General features: G+C 62.0%; 17 protein-coding genes. 13 read left to right on the top strand and 4 right to left on the bottom strand.

Annotation, left to right across the window (positions count from 1 at the left end):
* The first annotated feature begins 3 nt into the window (after positions 1–3).
* From BT115_RS12700 to BT115_RS12685, 4 genes are all read left to right on the top strand, one after another.
* A complete protein-coding gene (locus tag BT115_RS12700) occupies positions 4–984 on the top strand; it encodes a PhoH family protein (RefSeq protein WP_072322941.1) in 981 nt (326 codons plus the stop codon).
* On the top strand, positions 981–1,451 hold the full coding sequence (gene ybeY / locus BT115_RS12695) for an rRNA maturation RNase YbeY (RefSeq protein WP_072322940.1): 471 nt from the start codon (positions 981–983) through the stop codon (positions 1,449–1,451). Before BT115_RS12700 ends, ybeY begins: the two co-directional genes overlap by 4 nt.
* A gap of 177 nt (positions 1,452–1,628) precedes the next feature.
* The gene (locus tag BT115_RS12690; protein WP_072322939.1) at positions 1,629–2,480 is read left to right on the top strand and encodes an HlyC/CorC family transporter; all 852 of its coding nucleotides are present in this window, start codon (positions 1,629–1,631) and stop codon (positions 2,478–2,480) included.
* 152 nt (positions 2,481–2,632) lie between these two features.
* On the top strand, positions 2,633–3,829 hold the full coding sequence (locus tag BT115_RS12685; protein ID WP_072322938.1) for a lipoprotein N-acyltransferase Lnb domain-containing protein: 1,197 nt from the start codon (positions 2,633–2,635) through the stop codon (positions 3,827–3,829).
* Positions 3,830–3,844: 15 nt separating this feature from the next.
* On the opposite strand, the gene BT115_RS12680 is transcribed toward BT115_RS12685, so the two are convergent.
* Complete coding sequence (locus BT115_RS12680) at positions 3,845–5,230, bottom strand: hypothetical protein (RefSeq protein ID WP_072322937.1); 1,386 nt, start codon at positions 5,228–5,230, stop codon at positions 3,845–3,847.
* A 264-nt stretch (positions 5,231–5,494) separates the two neighbouring features.
* On the opposite strand from BT115_RS12680, the gene BT115_RS12675 reads away from it, so the two are divergent.
* Positions 5,495–6,517: a magnesium and cobalt transport protein CorA gene (locus BT115_RS12675; RefSeq protein WP_072322936.1), complete on the top strand. Its 1,023-nt coding sequence runs from the start codon at positions 5,495–5,497 to the stop codon at positions 6,515–6,517.
* Positions 6,518–6,623: 106 nt separating this feature from the next.
* On the opposite strand, the gene BT115_RS12670 is transcribed toward BT115_RS12675, so the two are convergent.
* Positions 6,624–8,714 carry an alpha/beta hydrolase family protein gene (locus BT115_RS12670; RefSeq protein ID WP_072322935.1) on the bottom strand — a complete coding sequence of 697 codons (2,091 nt, stop codon included), beginning with the start codon at positions 8,712–8,714 and terminating at the stop codon, positions 6,624–6,626.
* 145 nt (positions 8,715–8,859) lie between these two features.
* Between BT115_RS12670 and BT115_RS12665 the strand changes: the two genes are divergently transcribed.
* From BT115_RS12665 to BT115_RS12630, 8 genes are all read left to right on the top strand, one after another.
* Positions 8,860–10,185, top strand: a complete 1,326-nt coding sequence (locus BT115_RS12665) for a glycosyltransferase family 39 protein (protein WP_072322934.1) — start codon at positions 8,860–8,862, stop codon at positions 10,183–10,185.
* A 320-nt stretch (positions 10,186–10,505) separates the two neighbouring features.
* On the top strand, positions 10,506–10,952 hold the full coding sequence (locus BT115_RS12660; protein ID WP_072322933.1) for a pilin: 447 nt from the start codon (positions 10,506–10,508) through the stop codon (positions 10,950–10,952).
* Positions 10,953–11,065: 113 nt separating this feature from the next.
* Complete coding sequence (locus BT115_RS12655; protein WP_072323204.1) at positions 11,066–11,506, top strand: pilin; 441 nt, start codon at positions 11,066–11,068, stop codon at positions 11,504–11,506.
* Positions 11,507–11,543: 37 nt separating this feature from the next.
* On the top strand, positions 11,544–13,490 hold the full coding sequence (locus BT115_RS12650; protein ID WP_143144554.1) for a hypothetical protein: 1,947 nt from the start codon (positions 11,544–11,546) through the stop codon (positions 13,488–13,490).
* A complete protein-coding gene (locus tag BT115_RS12645) occupies positions 13,487–15,463 on the top strand; it encodes a tetratricopeptide repeat protein (protein ID WP_343124053.1) in 1,977 nt (658 codons plus the stop codon). Before BT115_RS12650 ends, BT115_RS12645 begins: the two co-directional genes overlap by 4 nt.
* A 74-nt stretch (positions 15,464–15,537) precedes the next feature.
* Entirely contained in the window at positions 15,538–16,647 is a 1,110-nt protein-coding gene (gene gmd / locus BT115_RS12640; RefSeq protein WP_072322931.1) for a GDP-mannose 4,6-dehydratase, read from the top strand.
* A gap of 5 nt (positions 16,648–16,652) precedes the next feature.
* Positions 16,653–17,582, top strand: coding sequence for a GDP-L-fucose synthase family protein (locus BT115_RS12635; protein WP_255369418.1), 930 nt, complete (start codon positions 16,653–16,655; stop codon positions 17,580–17,582).
* Positions 17,579–18,940 (top strand): lipopolysaccharide biosynthesis protein, encoded by a 1,362-nt coding sequence (locus BT115_RS12630; RefSeq protein WP_072322929.1) that lies wholly within the window; start codon positions 17,579–17,581, stop codon positions 18,938–18,940. Before BT115_RS12635 ends, BT115_RS12630 begins: the two co-directional genes overlap by 4 nt.
* On the opposite strand, the gene BT115_RS12625 is transcribed toward BT115_RS12630, so the two are convergent.
* Together BT115_RS12625 and BT115_RS12620 are read right to left on the bottom strand one after the other, a co-directional pair.
* Positions 18,885–19,676, bottom strand: coding sequence for an FkbM family methyltransferase (locus tag BT115_RS12625; protein WP_177257409.1), 792 nt, complete (start codon positions 19,674–19,676; stop codon positions 18,885–18,887). The two genes, BT115_RS12630 and BT115_RS12625, sit on opposite strands and share 56 nt — an antisense overlap.
* Positions 19,677–19,849: 173 nt before the next feature.
* Positions 19,850–20,890, bottom strand: coding sequence for a glycosyltransferase family 4 protein (locus BT115_RS12620; protein ID WP_177257408.1), 1,041 nt, complete (start codon positions 20,888–20,890; stop codon positions 19,850–19,852).
* Positions 20,891–20,900: the final 10 nt, after the last annotated feature.

The raw sequence follows: 20,900 nt of genomic DNA, 5'->3' as shown, positions 1-20,900 counted from the left end.
GCCATGACCCAACTTTCCCAGCGCGATTTCGCCCTCGATCCCGAAGACAACGTTCGCCTCGCCAATCTCTGCGGCCCGCTTGACGAGCACATCCGCCAGATCGAATTGCGCCTCGGTATCGAGATCGACCACCGCGGCAGCCTGTTCCGTGTCATTGGCGACGAGGCATCGTCCAAGGCCGGCGAGCAGGTGCTGCGTGCGTTGTACGATGCTACCGAGCACGAAACGCTCAACGGGCAGACGATCAACGTGCGCCTGGCGGAGTCCGGCATCGACGCCTTGAACGAACAGGCGGCGGAGTCGGCCCAGGATGTCGTGATCAAGGTGAAGCGCGGCGTCATCAAGGGCCGCGGACCGAATCAGGCGCGCTACCTGCACGCCATCACCACGCATGACATCAACTTTGGCGTGGGCCCGGCAGGCACCGGCAAGACCTACCTTGCGGTCGCCAGTGCAGTGGAAGCGCTGGAAGCCAACCGCGTGCAGCGCGTGCTGCTCGTGCGCCCGGCGGTGGAAGCAGGTGAAAAGCTGGGCTTCCTGCCTGGCGACCTGAGCCAGAAGATCGACCCGTATCTGCGCCCGCTGTACGACGCACTGTACGAGATGGTCGGCTTCGAGAAGGTGTCCAAGCTCATCGAGCGCAACGTCATCGAGATCGCGCCGCTGGCCTATATGCGCGGCCGCACGCTCAACGATGCCTACGTGATCCTCGACGAAGCACAGAACACCACCGTGGAGCAGATGAAGATGTTCCTCACCCGCATCGGCTTCGGCTCGGTGGCTGTGATCACGGGCGACGTCTCCCAGGTGGACCTGCCGCGCAACGTGCGTTCCGGCCTGCGCCACGCCATCGAGGTGCTGCGCGGCGTGGACGGCATCAGCTTCACCTTCTTCACCTCGCGCGACGTGGTGCGCCACCCGCTGGTGGCGAAGATCGTGCGAGCCTACGAAGCGTTCGAGCAGAAGCAGGACGAAGAACGGTGAGTCAGGTGGATGTCGCGGTGGGCTACGCCACCGCGTCGCGAAAAGGCGTGCCCGCGTCGGCCAGCTTCCGCCGCTGGGTGGAGGCCGCGCTCAAGGGCGCCCGCCGACGCAAGGGTACCGAGGTGGCCATCCGTATCGTCGATGCCGACGAGGGGCAGGCCCTCAATCTTCAGTACCGTGGCCGCGACTACGCCACCAATGTGCTTTCCTTCCCCGCCGACCTGCCGCCCGGGGTGAACCTGCCGCTGATCGGCGACCTCGTCATCTGCGCGCCGGTGGTGGCTCGCGAAGCCGCCGAGCAGGGCAAGAAGGCCGCCCACCATTGGGCGCACATGACCGTGCACGGCACCTTGCACCTTCTGGGCTACGACCACCTCGACGATGCCGAGGCAGAGGCCATGGAGGCCCTGGAAACCCGCATCCTGGCCGGCCTGGGCATCCCCGATCCGTACGAAGCCGCTCCGTAGCGGCCGCCGGTGGGAGCCGCCATGGCGGCGAGAAAACCTGGCCTCGCCGCAACCGGTTCTCGCCGCCATGGCGGCTCCCACAAGGGTTTCCATGGGTACGAGGACGGCTCACCTGAACCGTCACACGAATTCCAGTAGACTGCTTGTTCCGCCCACTTGGGCCGAACCCAAAAGAGAATGAACGAGGACCCTGGTAGTACCAACGGCCCGGCTCACCGATCGTGGTGGGACCGCCTGGGCCATATGTTTTCCGGCGAGCCACGCAACCGCGACGAACTGATCGAGGAACTGCGCGCCGCCCAGGCCAACGGCCTGCTGTCGAACGACACCCTGACCATGGTCGAGGGTGCGATCAAGGTCACCGAACTCAGCGTCGACGACGTCATGGTGCCTCGCGCCCAGATCGTCAGCCTTCCCGCCGACGCGCCGCTGCCCGACATCCTTGCCGCCGTGGTGGAATCGGGGCACTCCCGCTTTCCCGTACATGGCGAAGACAAGGACGAAGTCCTTGGCATCCTTCTCGCCAAGGACCTCCTGAAGTATTTCGGTCAGAGCGATGGCTGCGATGTGCGCGCCCTGCTCCGCCCCGCCGTACTGATTCCCGAGTCGATGCGCCTCAACGTGCTGCTCGCGGAGTTCCGCCTCACCCGCAACCACATGGCCCTGGTGGTGGACGAGTACGGCGGCGTTGCCGGCCTCATCACCATCGAGGACGTCCTCGAGCAGATCGTCGGCGAGATCGACGACGAGCACGATGACGAGGAAGAGCCCGTGCTGATGCAGCCGCTGCCCGAAGGCGGTTTCGCCGTAAGCGCGCTCACGCCGATCGCCGACTTCAACGAGGTCGCCGGCGCGCACTTCTCCGATGAGGAGTTCGACACCGTCGGCGGCATGATCACGTCGGAGTTCGGCCACCTGCCCGCTGCCGGCGAAGAGATCACCGTGGGCAACTTCGTGTTCCGCGTGACGGAAGCGGACGACCGTCGCGTACAACAGTTCCACGTGGCTCCGGCAAACGGCTCGGGCTGACCCATACACCCACCTGTGGGAGCCGCTATAGCGGCGAGAAGCCAACGAAGCGGTGAAGCTTTCGCATCACCCCACCTCGAGGCAATCTCCCCTCGCCGCCATGGCGGCTCCTACAAGTGGTGCGTTACCTAGACGGACCCCTGACCGAACCCATGCGTCGAATTCTGCTTCTCGTCCTGGCCGTGTGCCTCGCTCCTGCCGTTCGCGCGGGCATCGTCGACGCGCCTGCGGCGAACCTGGAAATCTCGCTGATGACCTACGGGCCCGGCGACATCTACTGGGAGCGCTTCGGCCACGATGCACTGGAAGTGCGCGACACTGTCAGCGGCGAATCCATCGCTTTCAATTACGGCGTGTTCGATTTCGATCAGAAAGGTTTCCTGCTGAATTTTGCGCGCGGCATCATGGCCTATCGCATGGATGCGGAGAGCACGCAGTCGGACATCGATTTCTACGCCAGCGAAGGCCGCTACGTGCGGCGCCAACGGTTGGCGCTGGACGACGCGCAGAAGGAGCGGCTGCGGCGCTTCCTGCTCTGGAACATCCGCCCCGAAAACGCGGGTTATCACTACGACTACTACGTCGACAACTGCACCACCCGCGTGCGCGATGCACTCGACGATGCGCTCGGCGGCGTGCTGAGCACCGCGTGGATCAACCAACCCGGCGGCATGACGTTCCGCGAACAGACCGCGCGACTCATGAGCAACCAGCCGCTGCTGATGCTTGGCATGGACCTGGGCCTGGGACCGTACGCCGATCAGCCCATGACCGCCTGGAAGGAGAGCTTCCTGCCGATGACGCTCGAAGACCAGTTGCGCAGCATCTCCGTCGACGGCCGCCCCTTGGTGGCCGAAGACACATTGCTGGTGCCGGCGAAGCTGACTCCGCCTCCGGATCGTGCGCCGGATCTGCGCTGGCCGTTGCTCGCCGCTGGCCTTCTGTTCGCCGTTCCGCTCGCCCTGCCTGCGCTCACCCGACGCGGTGGTGCGCGTGGCGTGTTCGTGACGGCAGGCACGCTGTACGCGCTGTTTGCAGGCCTCGCGGGGCTGCTGATGCTGGCCCTGTGGACGTTGACACTGCATCGCTCAGCCTGGGGCAACTTCAACCTGCTCGCGTTCTCGCCGCTGGCGTTTGCGATCCTCCCTGGCATCTGGCGGATCCGCCGCGCGGGACGCCCGATCAGTCGTGCCACCTCCCGCGTCACGGCGATATCGTTTGCTGCGTGCGCGATCGCGCTATTGCTGCATCTGTGGCCCGACTTCCCCCAGCGGAACCTTCCCTGGCTCCTTTTCGCCCTTCCCTGCTGGGCCGCTTTGACCTGGACCTTCTGCCGCCGACACGACTGATGCCGGCGTGGCGCGTCAGCGCGTCGCGATCAACTTGGCGATCATGGGATCCTCGCTGCCGAAGTCGTAGCCGAGATCGGCCAGATACTTAGCACCCCATGCCTTGAGGTTGTCGAGGTAGGCCACGCCAGCAGTGAACGCTGCCGGGGTGATGACCTCGCCTTCCTTGTCGAACATGCGCAGCAGACGCATCTTGTCGCCACAGATGCCACTGGTGAGCGTGAGACACGGCACCGCAGGCACCTTGAGCGCCACGCGTCGGTACCACGCGTTGAATGCGGCCGGGCGCTCGTGGATCGGGCTCGCATCTTCGCGCGTTTCCCAGTATTGCTTCGCCTCCTTGCGAAACACGCGAAGGTGGTAGAAGTCGCGCACGCGCCAGATGAGCGCAACGAACGCCTCGATCACGGAGAAGGCCACGTCGATGATCGTGCCCGCGATGCCCGCACTGATACCTTCCAAGGTCAGCGCACCGGCGCTGCGCAGCACGCCATAGGTTTCCGATGCCAAGGCGAGATTCATGGCGTGCTTGATGCCGTCAACGGTACTGCGCGGCGTACCCGGCACGATGGATACGCCCTTGCCCTTCGTATGCACGACGTAGCGGTCCACGCCCGCGGACGTGGCCTTGATGAGGCCCTCCACGGTACCGACGCCGTTGGCGAGGAAGGGCGCGATCTGATCGAGAGCCTTATCGACCAGGTAGCGGCAGGCCGCCTGCATGCCGCCCGGCACGGCGTCCCACATGTCCCGAAGGCTCTTCGCCTGATCCTTGTCGGCGTCCTGTTTCGGCAACTGCGCTTCGATGGCGCTGGCGAGCTTGTCGTGCAGCGATGACAAGTGCGCTACGAGTCGGTCGCGAGCCCCCTTGCGAAGCGCGTCGGTTGGCGCGGGACCCGGCTTGACCAACCAGTCGCTCGCCTTCAGGGCGCGAACGGCCGGCTTGCCAGTACCCTTGCCCGCGAAATCCAGCACGCCGCTGGTGACGAAACGGAAGACGCCCTCGTCCCAGGTGGTGTTGGCAAACAGGTAGAGAATGCCGAGCCGCGCGTTGATCATGCCGGGCGACATCATCTCGGGCATGCCGAGGGAGACATCGGTATCGCCGTGGATCGCGGCGTTCAGATGCGCGATGAGGTACTTGCGGTTGCGCTTGCTCTCTGCCCAGGCGCCCGGGCCATCCTTGGCGTCCTTGTGATCCATCCAGTCCCGCAGCGCCGCACGAAGTACCACGAGCGCGCTGGGCGTGGCCTTGGTCGTATAGACATCGACGGCGCGGTCCAGCGCGTCGAATTTCGCCCGGGCGGTCTTGTCGAACAGGGGCGGCAGAGTGATCGAGGTGCCGGCTTTCCACGTCTTGTAATCGAATGGAAGCGTAGGAAGCGGTGTAGCAGATGCCATGCTCTTCTCCTTGAAATAGCGTCCTTGGCGCAAGGGCGCACCGCCGTTCCGATGCCGTGCGTCCTCCGCCCCTCAAAGCTATATCGACGCCCCCGGGGCAAAACATCGGAGCCGCGCCGATATGCGTCTCCGCCCAGCGGGCCGCGCCCACCGCCGAACTGATCGCGGCCTCAGGGGAAAGGAACACGCCCAGCAAGATCGTGTGAACGTGCGTCACCCACGCCTGCAATTGCCGCGTCACGCCGGCCCCGGCATCATGCCGCCATGGCCTCCGTATCGACCCTTCCCGAAAGCACCCCCACCCAGCCGTCCCATGGCATGGTCATCAACTGCGTGGCGTACCGGACGAACGGCCAACGCATCGGCGACATCACCATCGACGCCATCAGCGATGTGCTGAAGGAGCCGGATGTGTTCGTATGGGTTGGCCTGCATGAGCCCGACGAGACCCTGCTGCTGAAACTGCAGGAGGAGTTCAACCTGCACGACCTGGCGATCGAGGATGCGCAGCACGCGCATCAGCGTACGAAGATCGAGGCCTACGGCGACTCCCTTTTCATCGTGGCGCAGACCGGCCAGCTCGTCGGCGGCAACATCGCCTTCGGCGAAACGCAGATCTTCGTGGGCCAGCGCTATTTCGTGACGGTGCGCCACGGCGCGTCGCTCTCGTACGCGCCCGCACGGCGCAGTTGCGAACAGAGCCCCGAATTGCTCGCCATGGGACCGAGCTACGCACTGTATGCCGTGCTCGACTTCATCGTGGACAACTTCCTGCCCATCGTCCGCGACTTCCGAGAAGAGCTGCACGAGCTCGAAAACGACATCTTCGCGGAAACGTACAATCGCCAGACGATCAAGCGCCTGTACGACATGCAGCGCGAACTGATGACACTGCGTCTGGCAGTCGTACCGCTACAGGACGTGGTGGCACAGCTGGTACGCCTGCACCCGCACCTCATCCATGACGAACTGCGCGCCTACTTCCGCGACATCTACGACCACGTATTCCGCGTCAACGAGTCGATCTCGGCCATGCGCGAAATGCTCGGCGCGGCGATCAGCGTCAACCTCTCCCTGGTGACCTTCGGCCAGAACGAGGTGATGAAGAAGCTCGCCGGCTGGGCCGCCATGCTGGCGGCGCCCACCTTGATCACCAGTTGGTATGGCATGAACTTCGTGCACATGCCGGAGTTGGATAAGCCCTGGGCTTATCCGGCGATCACCTGTCTGGTGGCTTGTATCGTGGGTGGGATTTTTATTGCGTTGAAGAGGAATCGGTGGTTTTGAGTTCTTGACTCACGCATAGCCCTCACTGGTGCACGGACTAAAGCACACCTTCACATCAGCGACTTGCAATCGGTGATGGCCTCATGGCCACCACCGATTGCCTTGATCACTTAGCCTGCGGAGCCGTCCACTCCTTCAGCCACGCATTGACCGTCTCATGCCACTGCACGCTGTTCTGCGGCTTGAGCACCCAGTGGTTTTCGTCCGGGAAGTGCAGGAACTGGCTGGGGATGCCGCGACGCTGCAGCGCGGTAAACGCACCCATGCCCTGCGTGTCGGGAATGCGGAAGTCCTTGCCGCCGTGGATGACGAGCATCGGCACGCGCCAATCCTTCACGTGATTGATCGGATTGAAGCGCTCGTAGTTCTCCGGATGGTCGAACTGCGTACCGCCGTTTTCCTTTTCCTCGAACCAGAGTTCGTCCGTGTCGTAGTACATCGCGCGAGCGTCGAAGACGCCATCGTGGTCGACGAAGCACTTCCACGGCTGGTTCCAGTTACCGGCCATCCAGTAAACCATGTAGCCGCCGTAGCTGGCGCCGAGCGCGCAGGCACGATCGCCATCGAGGAAGCTGTACTTCGACAGCGCGGCGCTCCAGCCGGCCTTCAAATCTTCCAGCGGCTTGCCGCCCCAGTCGCCCGAGATGGATTCAGTGAAGGCCTGGCCGTAGCCTGTGGAACCATGGAAGTTGACGGTGACGACAGCAAAGCCCTGGCCGGCGTACGTCTGCGCATTCCAGCGATAGCTCCAGCTGTTGGTCATGGCGCCCTGCGGACCGCCGTGAATGATGAAAGCCACCGGGTAGGTCTTGCCGCGCTTGAAGCCAACCGGCTTCACGACATAGCCCTGTACCGTTTCGTTGTTCCAACCCTTGAAGGTGAAGAACTCAAAATCGCCCGTCTGCGCGGACTTGATGCGCTTGGCATTGAAGTGCGTGACCTGCTTCAGGCCCTTGCCCTTCGCATCGGCGGTGTACAGATCGGCCGGGCGCTTCAGGTCGTCGCGCGACAGCAGGATCTTCGTCTTGCCGACAGAGAACGCACTGACCGCACCGTCGGTGACAAGGGTGCTGACCTTGCCCGTGGCAACGTCGATGCCGAACAGCGGATGCTGGCCGTTATCGTCGGTGGTGGTGTACAGCGTCTTGCCATCGGCCGAAAGCTGCAGCGCGCCGGCGGTGCGATCCCACGACGGCGCTACTTCGCGCTTGCTTCCCGACGCCAGATCCATCGCCATGATGGCAAAGCGATCCGCTTCCGAGCCCGGCTCCTTCATCGCCGTATAGAACAGCGTGCGGCCGTCCGGCGACATGAGCGGGTTGGCGTCCCACGCGAGGTTGTCCGCGGTGAGATTGGTCGGTGCCGCCGAGCCATCGGCGGGCACGCTGTAGATGTCGAAGTTGGTGCACCACGGCTCGGTCTTGCCGGCAATGCGCACATCGAAGTACACGGTCTTGCCATCGGGCGAGAAGGTGAACTCGTCATCGCCGCCGAAGGGCTTACTCGGCACATCGCCGTCGATGCCGCGGGTCAGCAACACCGGCTGCGACGGTGCATTGGCGTCCGCGACAAAGAGCTGCGAACGGCGGCCATCGGCCCAGGTGTCCCAGTGACGGACGAACAGCTTGTCGTACACCGTACCGGTGGACTTGTCCTTTTCGCGACCGTCCAGGCGCTCCTTGGTGCAGGCCAGGTCCGCGCAATCGGTGAAGACGTCGTAGCTCAGCAGCAGTTTCGCACCGTCGGGCGACAGCTTGAACGCGTTGACGTCCAGAGGCGCATCCGTCACCGCTTCGCCAGCGCGAACGGTCAGCGCGAGCCCCTTGCCGGACGCATCGGCGTCGAAACGACGATGCCAGACCTGCGCCGTGCCGTCCTTCGGCGCGGTGTAATAGATCGACTGCCCATCCGGCGCCCAACGCGGCGAGGATCCCTTCTCCACGACCTCCACCGGCTGCGGCGGCTTGTTGAGGTCCACCACATAGATGGCAGTCGAACCCTTGTTGGCGGCGTAATCGGTGGATCGCACCGAGAACAGGGCGTAACGCCCATCCGGCGACAACTGCGGATCGCTCACGCGATCCATCATGACCAGGTCGCGGATAGAGAACGGATGCGGGGCGGCGCTATCGGCGTCGGCGGCCAGGACAGGGCCGGACGCCAGCGCGAGGGCTAGCGCGGCGAAGAGGGGTTTCATGGTGGGGCTCCCTTGCGTGATCTGCCCGGCACGGTACGGGGCGTGTGTCGCATGCGCAAGCGTGGCGGGTTGCCGTGAGGCCCAAGCCGCCATCGGCTAAGCTGGTGCGTCGCCCGGCAAGCGCACGGGGCAAGGGGAATGTCGATTGGCCAACGAAACCGTTGCGCGCGTGCCGCGCGGCCCAGCTTTCTTCCTCGCGGCGATCGTCATTGCCGCATTCATGCTTCGATACGCCTATGTGCGTACGGCAGTGGTCGACGACCCGCTCCGGGGCGACGCATGGCAATACTTCTGCTATGCCTGGAATCTGCTGAACCACGGCACGTTCTCGCTTGCTCGCCCGTTGTCACCCGTGGTGACTCCGGACAGCTTCCGCGATCCCGGTTATCCAGCGTTCCTGGCTGGGTTGATGGCGCTTCGGGGTACCGGTCCCGCGGTCTACGACGCCATTCTGTTTACGCAATGCGTGCTCGGCACGGCCACCGTGGGCTTGTGCATGTCGCTCGCCCGCCGCTATCGGGGCATGGCGGCAGCCGTCGCGACCGGTGTCCTCCTTGCCTTCTGGCCGCACTTGGTCGGCTTCGCAGGCTACGTCCTCAGTGAAACCCTGCTTGGCTTTTTGATTGCGTTGGCCCTTTGGCTGCTCGACACGTCATTGCGTCGGCGTTCGATCCCGCTGGCTGCCATGGCCGGTCTCGCCTTCTCGGCCGCCGCACTAACGAACGCTGTCGTGCTGCCCATGGCTCCGCTGCTGTGTGCGCTGATGCTTTGGAAGGACGTGCCGCGCCGCCGTCTCTGGCTTGCTCTGCTGCTTGCTTGCGCGCTACCCCCCGCCGCATGGACCGTTCGCAACGCCATGCTGCCTCCAACGACGGGCGCCAGCGCCAGGGCTTCCATCAATCTGGTGCAAGGAGCGTGGCCGGAATACCACCAGGCTGCATTCGACGCGATCCAGCGAGGCGATCCCCAGGCACAAGCCACCATGGCGGCGATCGACCAGGAATCCCGGGCCATGCAGGCAGGGTGGACCGAAGGGCTCCCCCTGCTGTGGCGCCGCCTCTCCGCAGATCCGTGGCGATATGCAGGTTGGTACGCAAGCAAACCCGCCCTGCTGTGGGGCTGGAACGTCGCCGTGGGTCAAGGCGACATCTACGTCTTCCCCACGGCACACTCCCTGTTCGAGGACAGCCCCGTGCTGCATGCGTGGGAAGGCATCTGCTATGTGCTCAATCCGTGGATCGCCCTCCTGGCCCTCATCGGCACCCTTGATGCATTGCTTTCGAGAAACCGCCCCCTGGCGCTTCGCTGGATGGCAGCCGTAGGCATCCTCGCAACGCTGACCTTCACCCTGCTGCAGGCCGAACCGCGCTACGCCGTACCGTATCGAGGCATTGAAATACTCTTGGCGGTAAGCGGCGCACGGATGCTCTGGCAAGTGTGGAAGCACCGATCGATGCGCGCATCCGCTTGAATCGACAAAAGAAGAGTGCCCAGGCGCGTCACATAGTGACGCGGTTTGTCACTATCGGCGCAGCGTCCGTGACGCGCTCGGCATTCCTGCAACGACATCTATTGTGTAACCGCTACGGGTGTGGAAAATCTGCCCCGCCTGCTGTTCAGGGCAAGCCGCCCGAAACGTGGCACATAACGTGCTTGTTTTCGCGGCGAGCTTCCTGGTCGTTTTTTCCTCAGTGTGTGACGAGGGGGGAACCGGGCCAGCCTAGGAGGTCCGGTGCTAGGGCTCAGGGGGCGTCAAAACACCACGGTTAGCTAACCATTCGAGGAACATCCATGAAGACCATGCAGAAGGGCTTTACGCTCATCGAACTGATGATCGTCGTCGCGATCATCGCGATCCTGGCCGCCATCGCCATCCCGCAGTACCAGGACTACACCAAGCGCGCCAAGGTGTCGGAAGGCCTCGTGCTGGCTGACGCCGCCAAGCTGGCTGTTTCGGAGACGTATCAGGCTAAGGGTGCCTGGCCGTCGACCGAAGCCGCTGCTGGTTATCAGACCGCGAAGAGCACCTACGTTGCCAGCGTCGGTATCTCGGGTAATGGCGTGATTACCGTGACCTACAAGAATGTCAAGGACACCAACATTGACAACAAGACGGTCATTCTGACCCCGACCGCCACCCAGGGCTCGATCCAGTGGGACTGCAACGGCGCGGCCGGTCTCGGCGGCACCACCGGCTCGATCGGCTCGAAGTTCGTCCCGGCCAACTGCCGCAAGTAATAATGCTTACGCAAGGCATCGCTCGCTAACCGCCAGGTTGGAGCGTCGCGAAGAAGGCTCCCTCGGGAGCCTTCTTTTTATCCCGGACCATGCTTAAAGGGGGGCATATGGCCATGAAGGGGATCAAGGGTTTCACGCTCATCGAACTGATGATCGTGGTGGCGATCATTGCCATCCTGGCGGCCATCGCCATCCCGCAATACCAGGACTACACCCGGCGCGCCAAGGTATCGGAAGGGTTGGTTCTCGCTGACGCGGCGAAATACGCCGTCGCCGAAACGTATGGTTCGCGAGGCGCCTTCCCGGGCACCCCCGCAGAGGCGGGCTACCAGACTGGTGCCAGTACTTACGTGAGCCAGATCATCATCAAAAACAAAGGGGTGATCGAGGTCACCTTCCGGAACATCGACGCGAGCAAGGTCGATGGGAAAAACTTCACGCTGACGCCCACGGCTTCCGGTGGCATCATCACGTGGAGCTGCAACGGCGCGGCGGGCTTCGGCACACCTGGCAATCTTGCAGCTAAATTCCTTCCCGGCACCTGTCGCAGCTGATCGCTGACTCCGACGTGCCTTGCCACTCGGAGTCCACTTGTCCACTGAAATAGCATTCGGCGCCGCTTTTCGGCGCAGCTTCGCATGGCTGATCGTCCTCGCCATTCTGTGCCTGACAATTGCGATGTACGCGCCGGGGCTGCACGGCCCCTTCCTACTCGACGATATCGGCAATCTCGAACCGTTGAAGCGCTGGGTCGACGGTAACCTCACGTGGCAAGGTGTCGTGTTCGACAATCGGTCCGGTCCGGGCGGCCGGCCGTTGAGCATGGTCACGTTCCTCGCCAACGCGTCGTCGGACCCCGCCCTGGGGACGTTTGCCTTCAAGGCGACCAACCTCGCCGTCCATCTGGCATGTGGCGCGCTCGCCTTCGTGCTCGGCGTGCAGGTATTTCGACAAGCCGGCATCCAGCCGAAGCATGCCGGCTGGCTCGCCGCGTTCGTCGCTGTCGCCTGGCTATGGCTGCCCATGCAGGTAAGTACGGTGCTCTACGTCATACAACGTATGGCGCAGCTGGCCACCTTATTGACGTTCGCCACCCTGGTCGCATTCATGGCGGCACGGCGTGGCATACAGCAAGGGTCGCGCGCAGCCACTTTGGCTTTGTGGATAGGCGTTCCCGCGCTGACCTTGCTGGCGTTAGCGGCAAAAGAGACAGGCGCGCTTGCCCTGCCATTGACTGCGGTGCTTGAGTACACGCTTTTTCAAAAACGACAGCGCCCCCGTCAGATCAACATCTTCTTCGCCTTAACCGTGGGCATCCCCACGATCTGCGCGATTGCCTTCGCCCTGCTGCGCCCGGATTGGATTCTTGGAGGCTACGCGAACCGCGATTTCACCTTGCCGCAGCGGCTTCTAACCGAGCCACGCGTCCTGTGGAGCTACCTGCAAACCACCTTTTTCCCGGTAGGCCCCCGCATGGGCCTTTTTCACGACAACTACCCGGTCTCCACATCGCTTACCAGCCCAGGGACGACGCTCCTCAGCCTGGGAGCATGGATTCTCACCATTGGGGTCGCAGTCGTCTGGCGTCGTCGTGTCCCAATCCTTGCCTTAGGCGTAGCAGGTTATCTGGTTACGCATGCGCTGGAAGCGGGCCCGATTGGCCTCGAACTCTACTTCGACCATCGCAACTACGGGGCCGCCCTGTTTGCACTCATCGGTGTGATTGGCCTTCTCCACCACTTCCTGGCGTCGCATACGGAGAGGCCGCGCGTACGCCGTGCTTTGATCGCGTGTGCCATAGCGTGCCTAGCGATCTATGGCCTTGGAACCTGGAGCCAGGCCGAAGGATGGAAGGACGCACGGACCTTTTATGCCGTTCAGTACAGTTACAACGCGGACTCACCGCGATTGCTGTCGAATTTCACCGGAGAGGCCCTGGCTGCCGGAGACCTTGAGGGCGCACTCTCGTACATCAATCAGGGCGAAAAATCCGAACCTGCGTCCGAACACGTCACGTCGACCATATGGCGGTTCGTCGCCTATTGCGCCGTCGACACCCAGCCGGCACCCGAGGCGCTGTATGACGAATTCGAACAACGGGCCAAGGGACGCATCACGACATACGCCATGGTCGGTTGGGAGCTGCTGGCGCAAAAGGTGTCCGAGGGATGCAAGTCCGTCGATTCCGCGCGGCTGGCAATGGTCAGTCTGGCCTGGTTGAACGGAAACGGCCAAGCAACACGCGATCAACCCGTCTGGCGAACCCGCTACAACACCGGTCGTATGATGGCGGAAGCCGGCCGCATCGCCGAAGCTCGCGACGTCGTGAAGCAAGCGTGGTTGGATAGCGATCGCAACAACGGCATCGGCGTCCTGCTCTTTCAGCTTGACGCTTCGCTTGGTGACATCGCGGGATGCCGTGAAGTCCTGGCATCACTCTCGCGTGCCGAAGACGGGGCGGATCGTCGCCTTACACTCGCGATTCAGACTTTTCGTCAGGCGCTCGATAGCGGCCAGATCGACGGTAGCGGAAAATGATGGATGCCTTGGTTTCTAAGGCGAAGTGGCGACAACTCGCCATCATCGCGACGCTGATCGCCGTCACGGTAGCCGTTTATGCGCCCGGGCTCGGAGGCGGCTTCTTCTTCGACGACTACCCCAACATCGTCGACAACCCCCAGGTTCAGCCGCGCGAACTTTCCATCGGGTCGTTAGTTGCAGCAGCCCTTTCGTCACCATCGAGTGAGCTCAAGCGCCCATTGGCATCGCTAACATTCGCGCTCGATTACTTCATGAATGGCGGGCTGAATGCCGCCTCCATGAAGGCAACGAACATCGCCTTGCACGCGATCAACGGCTTGCTCGTCTATCTGCTGTTCGCCGCCCTGTTTCGCCTTGATCGAAACGAAACGTATACGGAAAAGAAAGGCACGTTCATCGCCGCCGCTGCGGCCCTTGCATGGCTGCTTCTTCCTATCAACCTCACCGCTGTGCTTTATGTCGTCCAGCGCATGGAATCGCTCGCCAACCTATTCGTGCTGATAGGGCTGCTGGGCTACGTCCGCACGCGGGAGCGCATGCAACGAGGTGAGTCCGGGCTTCTCAGGGCCATGGCTTGGATTGTCGTACCTGCACTGCTGGGCACCATGGCGAAGGAGACCTCGATCCTGCTGCCGCTCTACGGCCTTTGCGTCGAGGCCTTCGTGTTCCGCTTTCAGTGGCGACAAGACTTACCGGGAAAGGACCGACGCCTCGTATGGTTCTACGCATTGAGCCTTGGCCTGCCGTTCCTTTTGGGCATGGCATGGATCGGCCCCGGCCTTCTCGATGCACGAACCTGGGGAACGCGTGACTTCACACTACAGACCCGGCTCTTGAGTGAGGCTCGAGTGGTACTCGACTACATAGGCTGGATTCTCGTCCCCACATCCAGCCGCCTGAGTTTTTACCACGACGATTTCGCGCAAAGCACGGGATGGCTGTCGCCGCCCAGCACGCTTTTCTGCACCGTGGGACTCATCGTTATCGTAAGCATGCTGTGGTGGATAAGGAAAAAGGCCCCCCTAATCTGCCTCGGGGGCTTTTGGTTCTTTGCTTGTCACACCTTGACCGGCACGGTGCTTCCTCTGGAGCTCATCTACGAGCACCGGAACTACTTTGCGAGCATTGGCATCGTGCTCGCGGTGACGGAAGTCCTGCAAATCGCATCCGCCTGGCTATCCAGAAATGGGTATAGCGGCCTGAGAACCGTCCCTCTCGCTATCGGCGTTGCACTGACAGGATGGGCGGCAGCACTTTCGGCGCAGACCGCACAGGCATGGGGGACTCCGTTATCGCTTGCCGAGGAATTGGCCGCGCGAGGGCCGACGTCACCTCGCGCCCAATACGAGTTGGGCAGGGCATACATCATTGCTTCGCACTACAAGCCTGATTCGCCTTATGTGGCGAAAGCGGGCGAGGCCCTGGAACGCGCCGCCGCCCTTCCCAGATCCTCGATCCTTCCGGAGCAGGCGCTCGTTTTTCTCTACGGGCGAATGGACCTGCCCGTGCGGCAAAGCTGGTGGACGAGCATGCGAGACAAGCTATCTCGGCGACCTGTGACCGTCCAGGATGACAGCTCTCTCCTGGCTCTTGCTTCCTGCATCGAAGACGATCTTTGCCATTTCGACGCAAACGAACTGAACGATACCTTCCGGACCGCCCTCGGCAAGCCGGGCGCAAGCGCCCGCCTGAAGGCGGCGTATGGGACTTTCGCCGCTCAGATACTCCATGACGACCCGCTGGCACTCGAAATGGCCGACAACGCTGTTGCATCTGCACCGAATGAACCTGCCTACCGCATCCATTACGCCCGCTTGTTGATTGCGCGCGACAATGTCGATGAGGCCAAGCGACAGCTCAACGCCCTCGACAAGATGAACATTGGCGGCCGCCTGGACAGGGACATCTCGTCCCTCAGAAGTCAGCTAGAGACAAGGGCACCTACAGCACAGCCGATGCGAGACGATTGAGCTGCCGTATTACACTTCCGCCTGATCCGGGCCTCGAAAGCCGGCAGACGAATCAAGCCTATCTGGAACATGTCGTGAAACGAGCACTTATTTCAGGAATTACAGGTCAGGACGGCGCTTACCTGGCGGAGTTCCTGCTCGAAAAAGGCTATGAGGTGCATGGCATCAAACGCCGTGCCTCTTCGTTCAACACGGAACGCGTGGACCACTTGTATCGCGACCCCCACGAAGGCGACCGCCGCTTCGTCTTGCACTATGGCGACCTTACCGACGCTACAAACCTCATACGCATCATCCAACAGGTTCAACCCACCGAGATCTACAATCTCGGCGCGCAAAGCCACGTGCAGGTGTCGTTCGAAACGCCCGAATACACGGCTGACGCGGATGCTCTGGGCACCTTGCGACTGCTGGAGGCCATTCGGATCCTGGGCATGGAAAAGACGACGCGCTTCTACCAGGCATCGACCTCCGAACTTTACGGCAAGGTCGTTCACACGCCACAGAATGAGCAAACGCCCTTCTATCCCCGGTCTCCCTATGGGGTCGCCAAGCTCTACGCCTACTGGATCGTGGTCAACTACCGCGAGTCTTACGGCATGTATGCCTGCAACGGCATTCTTTTCAACCATGAGTCGCCTCGCCGAGGCGAAACGTTCGTCACGCGCAAGATCACGCGAGGCCTGACCCGCATATTTACCGGCCTTCAGGATCGCCTCTATCTCGGCAACTTGGACGCACGCCGCGACTGGGGCCATGCGAGAGATTTTGTCGAAGCGCAGTGGTTGATGTTGCAGCAAGACGACCCGGACGACTTCGTCATCGCCACCGGTGAGCAGCATTCTGTCCGCGAATTCGTCACGCTTGCTGCCGCCGAACTTGGCTTAGAACTCGAATGGCAGGGAGCCGGGACACAAGAACGTGCGCTCGTGCTGAAGGCCCCGCACGACTCGGCCGTCAAATCAGGCCAGGTGATCGTCGAAGTCGATCCCCGCTATTTCCGCCCGGCCGAGGTCGAAACGCTACTCGGCGACGCAAGCAAGGCTCGAGACAAACTGCACTGGTCGCCCAGGACATCGTTCGCCGATCTCATCGCTGAAATGATGTCGAACGACCTGCAGGACGCCCGAAGGGACGCCTTGGTTAAACAGGCCGGCTTCGCCACCTCGGAACGCTACGAATGACGACCTTGGATCTCGAACTCCCCATCTATGTCGCTGGCCACCGTGGACTCGCCGGCTCGGCCATTGTCAGGCGGCTGCAACGTGCCGGCGCAGCAGACATCGTCACGCGGGACAGCGCGGAACTGGATCTGCGCGACCAGGATGCTACCGATGCGTTTTTTAAGACCGTGAAACCGGCGTATGTATTTCTCGCTGCGGCGAAGGTCGGCGGCATCCTTGCAAACGCGACCTATCCGGCCGATTTCATTCGCGACAATCTCGCCATCCAGACGAATGTGATTCATTCGGCATGGAGACATGGGGTTCGTAAACTCCTGTTTCTGGGCTCGTCGTGCATCTACCCACGAGACTGCCCTCAGCCGATCAAGGAAAACTACCTGCTCACCGGTCCACTTGAGCCAACGAACGAGGCTTATGCCATCGCCAAGATTGCGGGCTTGGCGATGTGTCAGGCGTATCGACGGCAGCATGGATTCGACGCGATCAGTGCCATGCCGACGAACCTTTACGGTCCGAACGACAATTTTCATCCCGAGCATTCGCACGTCCTGCCAGCACTGATCCGTCGATTCGTTGAAGCGGCGGATAGCCAAGCTGACGAAGTGGCTGTTTGGGGAAGCGGCAAGCCGCTACGGGAGTTCATGCATGCAGATGACATGGCTGACGCCGCGTACTTTCTGATGAATCATTATTCCGACGTCGCGCCCATCAACATTGGCAGTAACGACGAGGTAAGCATCGCCGATCTGGCGCGAACAGTGGCTACCGCCGCAGGTTTCAAAGGCAACCTCGCCTGGGACACGACCAAGCCAGACGGAACGCCGCGCAAACGCCTCGATTCATCGCGACTCCTGAATCTGGGGTGGGCGCCAACGGTCCCGCTACGTGAAGGTATCGACGCTGCGGTCGCCTGGTTTCGCCAGCACGCTGCATGATGATGCATCTCAGGCGATGGCACTGGTCCCGATGGATTGGTCCGCGCGGCCAGTCCGTATTGCGGACCGGGAGCTGGTCGCTCATTGCGAAGTGCGTGGCCGCCATCAATCTCTTCGTTGCCCTGCCCTTCGTCATGCGATCGCTCGGGCCCGCTGAGTTCGGTGTCTGGGCGACACTCGTATCTGTCATGACATTTGCCGGCTTTCTGGATTTTGGCATCGGCAACGGCGCGATGAACATGATCGCCGACGCACGGGGGCGGGGGCAGTCGGACGAAGTCAGAGTTGTGCTCCGCGAGGCATCCTCTGTGCTCGTTCGGATAGCGCTCGTCATGCTCATTGCCGTTGTCACCATGGCATGGCTGCCCTGGTGGCACATCCTCGGACTTTCGCCAGCAGCCAGCACGCAAGCCAGGTTAGCGGCGCTCGTTGCCCTCACGATCGTTGCCTGCGGCGTCCCCTTGAGTCTTGCCACGCGTGCTCAGTTAGGCCTCGGCCTCGGCCATGTTGCGTTTCGGTGGCAGACGTTCGGACAGGTCTTCTCGCTCATTGCCACTGTCACAGCCGCACTACTTCATGCAGGACTGGCGTGGATGGTGGCAGCAGCACTCTCCTCTACGGCACTCCCCGCCGTGTTGAATGCGGTTTCGTTATGGCGCCACCCAGTACACGGCATGGTGCGACATCGGGACGAACCTCGGCGTCCGGACGTTCGCGCGAGGATACGCCGCGACGGTTTCCTATTCTTCGTACTGCAACTGGGTGGCGCCGTCGCATTCACGATCGACCTGCCCCTGATTACAGCCATCCGCGGCCCGGTGGAGGCAGGCGAGTACGCTGTCGTGCAGCGATTGTTTTCGCTGATCCCCCTTTCTCTGTCGCTGCTATGGGTGCCGCTGTGGCCGATCTATCGGCAAGCCCTGGCGGCTTCCGATTTTGCCTGGGTCCGAAGGACACTGGGCCGCGCCGTTGTTGGCGCTGGCGGTTTTGCCTTGTTGGCTGCCCTGTTCTTTTCGCTGGCGTTCACGGCAATAGCCGAGATCTGGTTGCACAAGACACTGCCCGTGTCTTGGGTGCTGCTCGGCGGCTTTGTCGCGTGGACCAGCATCGATGCCATAGGCCAGGCATTCGCCACCTTTCTCAACGCAGCCGGCATCCTGGCGTTTCAAGTGCGCGTAGCAGTCGTACTCGCCGTCGTGTCCATTGGGCTGAAACTGGCCGCACTTACCGTGTGGGACGCGTCGCTTGTGCCTTGGTGCACATTTATCGCTTACGCCCTGGCTAGTCTCGTTCCGACCGTTATTAGGCTTCCGACGTTTCTGCACCAGGCCAACGCTTCGCCCGCAGACGAGCGATGAGCCCGGAAAGCTTTTCCTCCGAAGGAGCCACTAGCAGGTCGTGGTAGTGCACGAGGCCATCCGCGGACTGGCTACCCAACAGCGCACGCCAAGCGGCAGGATCGTCCAACCGCAATCTCGCGGCGACGCTACCAAGATTCGTGAATGCCAGTGCGCTGATGTAGCCAGCCTCGGCAAGTTGCTTTATGCCTTCCAGATGCCTGCTGACACCGCCGCGCGTCAGGCGAGAATCGGCTTCGTAGAGCAGCCACGGCCGCGCATCACGCCAAAGGTGACGCCCTCCCTCGATTACGTCGATATCGAAACCATCGGTATCGATCTTGACGAAGTTTGGGGTATGGGAGCTCCATATAACGGGAAGCGCATTGTCCAAGGATGTCAACGCCACCTGAGTTCCGCCATCGGCAGTCGTGGCACCGGCCGTTCCGTGCGATGCATTGCCCATGGCTACGGATCCGTCGCTCGAACCGCATGCCGCATGGGAAACGGTAACTTGCCGGACATCCGCTAGGTTTTCCCGCAGATACGCGATGAAAGCCGGATGCGGCTCGAAAGCAAGGAAGGCATCATGCTCGGTCGGTCCGGAAGCGAGGATCGAATCGCCAACATTGGCGCCGACATCGACCATTCGCAGCGTCTGGTCCTTCCGAACGACATCGGCGATCTCTTCAATGAGCCGATCGTAATACGGGTGTCTGTTTCGATAGGCGGGCATCTGGTGCGATAGCGGCAACATAATTGAGCCCGCAAGGCCTGCCACACGCACTCTGCAAGGGGCATCCCAACCGGCGGCCAATGCCATGTGTCGGAGTACCGAAGACACTCGCCGCACGAGTTCTTGCCCAGAGGAAGCCCCAGAAGGATTTGAGGCGGACTGCTCAAGAATACGGGACGCCAACCATGATGCCTTCATGACTGGACTTCCATGTAGGCACGAACCGTGAGAGCTGCCGTTCGATCCCAGGAGAAGGAGTGACTCCGCGCAAGTCCGCGCTCGCTGAGATCCATCAAGGCCGATTCGTCATAAAGAAGTGTCTCAAGTGTGCGCGCGAGCTCGGCGGAATCGACGCCCTCGACGTAGTGAGCAGCCGTCCCACCGACTTCCGGCGTCGAACCGCTACGCACCGCGACGACTGGACAGCCTGCCGACATCGCTTCCAGCAAAGGCAAACCGAAGCCCTCATAGCGGGACGTACAGACCAGCACGCTGGCGCGCGCGTAGAGATCCGCTAGCACGGCATCGCTCCCGGCAACATGATGAACATCTCCCGCCTGCAAGGCTGCTTGCTTTTCTGTGTCGCCGAAGCGCGGCCCGCCGAAACAGATCAATGCGAAATCCGAGCGGAGGCGCGCGCTGCTTTGATATGCCTGCAGCAACAGCGCGAAGTTCTTGTACCCCGCCCGGTGGCCGACATACAGGATAAAGGGCTTGGATGGCCTCGATCGGGGATATATCGGGAGTGAGGACGCCAAAGGGGTCACGACCATGCGATCAGACGAGATACCCCAAATATCAACTGCGTCGGCGCGTGTCGTTTCAGAAACACAGAAAATCAGATCGGCGTGCTCTACAGCCTGGCGCTTGCGGCGCGCCTGGGCGTTCGCGCCCTGAACTTCGCCGGGAAACCGCTCGCAAATCATGTCGTGCACGGTAACAGCACGACGAATAGTCGACGGCCAGCGACGGCGCTGCTCCAAATACCAAGTCTCATGGACGATGGCATCCTTGCCACGGGCGGACGACAGCTTCGCCATGCCATGTCCGAGCCACGTGACACCGGGAAACACGGGAACGTGAGTGCCCTTCACCGCGACGCCATCTCGCTCAAGATCTTGGACCGCGTCTGTGACATAGATCGGACTATCGATCTCTACCCTCATGCCCGTACGTGCCACACCTCGCGCAAGTTCCGCGAAATAACGCGACACGCCTCCGAAACGCTGGGTCACAAAAATCCCA

This window comes from Luteibacter sp. UNCMF366Tsu5.1 (assembly GCF_900119235.1).
In the GTDB taxonomy this organism is placed as follows: domain Bacteria; phylum Pseudomonadota; class Gammaproteobacteria; order Xanthomonadales; family Rhodanobacteraceae; genus Luteibacter; species Luteibacter flocculans.
The sequence above is the reverse complement of the archived record's forward strand: the minus strand, read 5'-3'. Positions and strand labels throughout refer to the sequence as shown.